Raw genomic sequence first — 560 nt, forward strand, 5'->3', positions numbered from 1 at the left:
TGTACAGCGGGCCGCAGGTCCCGCAGGGGTCGCGTTCGTTGGCGTTCTCGCTGCGGACCCGCGGGCAGGACCGGACGCTCACCGCGCAGGAGACCGCGGCAGTCCGTCAGGCCGCGGTGGAGGAGGCCGGACGACGGTTCGGGGCGACGCTGCGAGCCTGAGACCACACCCGTCGGACCCGACGGGCCCGTACTGGCGGAGGGATGTCATGGTGGAACCGCCCGCACCTGCGGCACCGGTCGACGCGGGGTCGCTGCTTGGCGCGTGCGCCGTCGCCCTGGACGCGCTGCGTGAGCGGCGCCCGTTGGTCCAGTGCCTCACCAACCAGGTCACCGTGGCCGTCGTCGCGGACGTGCTCCTCGCCGGGGGTGCGTCGCCGGTGATGGCCTCGGCACCGGGCGAGGCGCAGGAGCTCGCGGGCTCGGCCGACGCGATGCTGGTGAACCTGGGAACCATGCCGGCCGACCACCGGGCGACCGTGCCGGGGGCGGTGGAGGCGGCGTGCGCCGCCGGTGTGCCGTGGACCCTGGACCCGGTCGGGGTGGGCGCGTTGTCGTCGC

At 75.5% G+C, this 560-nt stretch carries 2 protein-coding genes; both read left to right on the top strand.

The features are described 5' to 3' along the window. A partial coding sequence (locus tag N869_RS17155; RefSeq protein WP_156968616.1) for a phenylalanine--tRNA ligase subunit beta-related protein occupies positions 1-161 on the top strand: 161 nt, incomplete at its 5' end. Between the two features lie 47 nt (positions 162-208). Next, positions 209-560 (top strand): hydroxyethylthiazole kinase (locus N869_RS15905; protein ID WP_035063341.1); only part of this gene is annotated, 352 nt, incomplete at its 3' end.

The organism is Cellulomonas bogoriensis 69B4 = DSM 16987, from assembly GCF_000767165.1.
Lineage (GTDB): Bacteria > Actinomycetota > Actinomycetes > Actinomycetales > Cellulomonadaceae > Actinotalea > Actinotalea bogoriensis.